This window comes from Bacteroidales bacterium (assembly GCA_018334875.1).
In the GTDB taxonomy this organism is placed as follows: domain Bacteria; phylum Bacteroidota; class Bacteroidia; order Bacteroidales; family UBA12077; genus JAGXLC01.
The window spans coordinates 1-4,059 of record JAGXLC010000368.1; the positions used below are offsets into that span (position 1 = coordinate 1).

Genomic DNA, 4,059 nt, shown 5'->3' on the forward strand with positions numbered 1-4,059 from the left:
GAATTTTGTGGTCAAATTTTTTATTTTCGTAACAAATCTGTAATAAAAACAGGATGAAAATTCTTATCAAACGCATCGCTGCCCTGGTAAATGTTCTGGACGATCCTCCGGATTGGATAGCAGGGGAAGATATGGGTGAACTGAAAATCCTGGATAATGCTTACCTGCTCATAGAAGGAGGAAAAATCAGCGATTATGGTGAAATGGAGCATCTTATCCCTCAACATGAAAAAGATGCTGAGGTCATAGATGCAGAAGAAAGATTGGTATTTCCCTCATTTTGTGATTCACACACGCACCTGGTTTATGCAGGCAGCCGGGAGATTGAGTATGGTGATAAGATAAGAGGTCTTTCCTATGAAGAGATTGCCCAAAGGGGAGGAGGTATTGTCAATTCTGCCAGGCTCCTGCAGCAGACATCCGAGGAATCTCTTTATCAGCAATCTCTTAAAAGAATATATGAGATTATGGCCCAGGGAACCGGTGCTGTGGAGATAAAAAGCGGATACGGCCTTACGGTAAAAGATGAACTGAAGATGCTGCGGGTAATCCGACGATTGCAGGAAAATACCCTGCTTACCGTTAAATCTACTTTTATGGGCGCACACTCCATTCCGCCGGAATACAGGGAAAATACGGATAAGTTTGTGGATATTGTTGTAAATGAAATGTTGCCCGAGGTTGGTAAGCAAAAACTGGCCGATTATGTGGACGTGTTTTGCGACCGGGGTTTCTTTACAGTCAAACAAACGGAAAGAATACTGGATGCGTCAGCAAAATACGGATTGCGCCCCAAGCTACATGCCAATGAACTGGATTATTCAGGCGGAGTCCAGACAGGAGTAAAGTATAATGCCTTGTCGGTGGATCATCTGGAATATACAGGTATAGAAGAAATAAAAGCCTTGCTAAATTCGCAAACCATGCCCACCATTTTGCCGGGGGCTGCTTTTTTTCTGGGGCTGGTACATCCGCCGGTACGGAAGATGATCCGGGCAGGGCTGCCTGTAGCCATTGCTTCTGATTACAATCCGGGGTCTTCTCCCACAGGCAATATGAAACTGATGATGTCGCTGGGTACCATACAACTCAAGATGTTGCCGGAGGAAGTGATCCATGCCGCTACCATCAATGGAGCTTACGCCATGGGCGTTCAGGAAGAACTGGGCAGCATTACGAAGGGAAAGAGCGCCAATATCTTTATAACAAAGCCCATCCCTTCCTATCAGTTTATGCCTTATGCCTATGGCAGCCATCTTGTGGATAAGGTGATTCTGAACGGAGAGGTGCAGGATCTTTGTCTGTAATGATAGAAAATGCCTGCCCGCCTGCTGTCGGGCAGGCATTCAATCACTCAATCACTCAATCATTCATGCATTTTTTTACAACCATAAAAAAAGAAATAACCCAAAAACAGAAACGACCTATGGAAGAAAAGAAACTCCTGGAATGCGTCCCCAATTTTAGCGAGGGGAATAACATGGAGATCATCCGGCAGATAACCAATAAGATTGAATCCATCGAAGGGGTGGATCTCCTGGATGTGGATCCCGGAAAGGCTACCAACAGAACGGTGGTTACATTTATCGGCACGCCCGACCAGGTAGTGGAAGCTGCCTTTAATGCTGTAAAGAAGGCATCCGAACTCATCGATATGCGCCAACACTCCGGAGAACATCCCCGTTTTGGAGCAACCGACGTATGCCCGCTGGTACCTGTTTCAGGCCTTACGATGGATGATGCAGTAGAATATGCCAGAAACCTTGCCCAAAGGATAGGGGAGGAGCTCAAAATTCCGGTATATTGCTATGAATATGCAGCTTATGAAGAAAAAAGAAGAAACCTGGCCAATTGTCGTTCCGGTGAATATGAGGGAATGAAAGAAAAATTGGCCGATCCCGAATGGAAGCCTGATTTTGGTCCCGCCGAATTCAATGCCAGGTCAGGTGCCACGGCTGTGGGTGCAAGGGATTTTCTGGTGGCTTATAACATCAACCTCAATACCACTTCTGTCAGACGGGCCAATGCTGTTGCTTTCGACATCAGGGAGAAGGGAAGGATAAAAAGGGAAGGCGGCAAGATAACCGGCAAGCCTGTTCTTGATGAGAACGGAGAAAAGGTATGGATACCGGGTTCCTTAAAAGCCGTTAAAGGCATTGGCTGGTATATTGAGGAATATGGTATTGCCCAGATTTCACTGAACCTTACCAATATAAGCGTTACTTCAGTACACGAAGCGTTTGATGAAGCTTGCAGACGTGCTCAGCTGAGAGGCCTTCGGGTCACCGGTTCCGAGCTTGTGGGGTTGATTCCCCTGAAGGCCATGTTGGAGGCTGGCAGATATTTTCTCAGGAAACAAAAAATATCCGCCGGCGTACCGGAAAAGGAGCTCATTAAAATAGCTGTTCGTTCTCTGGGCCTGAATGATCTGTATGAGTTTAAACCCGAAGAAAAGATCATTGAATACAAGCTTCGGGACAAATCCAAAAAGAAACTGGCGGATATGAGCGTTTCGGATTTTTCGGATGAAACGGCTTCCGAATCTGTTGCCCCGGGTGGCGGTTCGGTATCTGCATATATGGGTTCCCTGGGTGCAGCCCTGGGTACGATGGTAGCCAATATTTCATCTCATAAAAGGGGATGGGATGACCATTGGGAAGAATTCTCCGGTTGGGCGGAGAAGGGCATTGCGCTACAGGCTGAATTAATCCACCTGGTGGATGAAGATACCAAGGCCTTTAATAAAATTATGGATGCCTTTAAACTGCCTGCAAAAACTGATGAAGAAAGAGAAAACAAGAACAAGGCCATTCAGGAAGCTACCAAGAATGCCATCATGGTTCCCTATAAAATTATGGAGACATCGTATAACGCGCTGGAAGTGATTGAAGCCATGATAGAACATGGAAATCCCAATTCTGTGACGGATGCAGGTGTCGGTGCACTGGCTGTACGCTCAGCAGTAAAAGGCGCTTTTATGAATGTACAGATCAATGCCAGGGAGCTGGATGACAAAGCCTTCGTTGAAGACATAATCAATAAAGGAAGAGCAATTGAACAAAAAACGGAAAAAAAGGAAAAAGAAATTCTCAATAAGTTGGAACAAAGAACGGGATAAAGAAGGACAAGTCTGGTTTAAAAAGCCATTGTTTTGGTTACTAGGCGACTGTTGTAGTGTTTTGTTTATCAGTAAAATATTTTTTGTATGTATAGCTAATAAAGCCGCCTTCTTAGACAGTTCCAAGGATTCCATCTGTTTTTATTCGGAGCGTCCCGGTTTTCTAATCGGGATTTTGTTATTTAGAACCATTTTAAATAAGCAAAGAAGTGAAAATTTCCAGAACAATATTGCGCATTATAATTTCCACCCCTGAAAAAAAACAAATTAAATTTTAGATTTTTAGGGTATTTTTCTCTTATCGGTGTCTCTTTTCGAGAGGATAAAATCATGTGTTTTATGACAGTTTAAAATTTAACTCGAATAATTCAAGAATTATTCCTGTCTCCGACAGCGACTAAGGTTCACTAAAATTTTTTTCAAAAATTTAAGTTTACCTAAGTCGGGGTTAACCAGCATTTTATTCATATTTATAAAAATTTATGAATAATGGTTAAAATGATGTTTAAAATTCAAAAAAATCATATTTTTGATCATGATAAAATGTATATTTTAATCCGAAACCTTAAATTTATGTTTATGAGAAAGCTAACTTTTCTTTTGACTTTTGTGCTGTTTGTCGGATTTTCGGCATCGGCACAAATGCAGATTACGGGAACGGTCACCAATGCAGAGACGGGTGAGCCGATTCCCGGTGTATCGGTGGTTGTTCAAGGTCAAACAACCATTGGTACTTCTACTGACATGGACGGGAATTATTCCTTACAGGTCCCCTCCGATGCCGAGACACTTGTTTTTACCTTTGTAGGAATGCAAAGGGTAGAAGCGGATATTGATGGCCGTTCAACCATTAATATCGAAATGGTTCCTACCGTTGAAGAAATGGAGGAAGTAATAGTTCTGGGTTATACCTCAAGGGGTAAGAACCAAATTACCGGATC

3 protein-coding genes are annotated in these 4,059 nt (G+C 43.2%); all 3 read left to right on the forward strand.

Translation table 11 applies throughout. The features are described 5' to 3' along the window. The first annotated feature begins 53 nt into the window (after positions 1-53). Positions 54-1,307 carry an imidazolonepropionase gene (gene hutI / locus KGY70_18175; protein ID MBS3777129.1) on the forward strand — a complete coding sequence of 418 codons (1,254 nt, stop codon included), beginning with the start codon at positions 54-56 and terminating at the stop codon, positions 1,305-1,307. Positions 1,308-1,426: 119 nt separating this feature from the next. Further along, entirely contained in the window at positions 1,427-3,118 is a 1,692-nt protein-coding gene (gene ftcD / locus KGY70_18180) for a glutamate formimidoyltransferase (protein MBS3777130.1), read from the forward strand. Positions 3,119-3,697: 579 nt separating this feature from the next. Beyond that, positions 3,698-4,059, forward strand: a 362-nt coding sequence (locus tag KGY70_18185) for a carboxypeptidase-like regulatory domain-containing protein (protein MBS3777131.1), incomplete at its 3' end; no start/stop codon positions are given.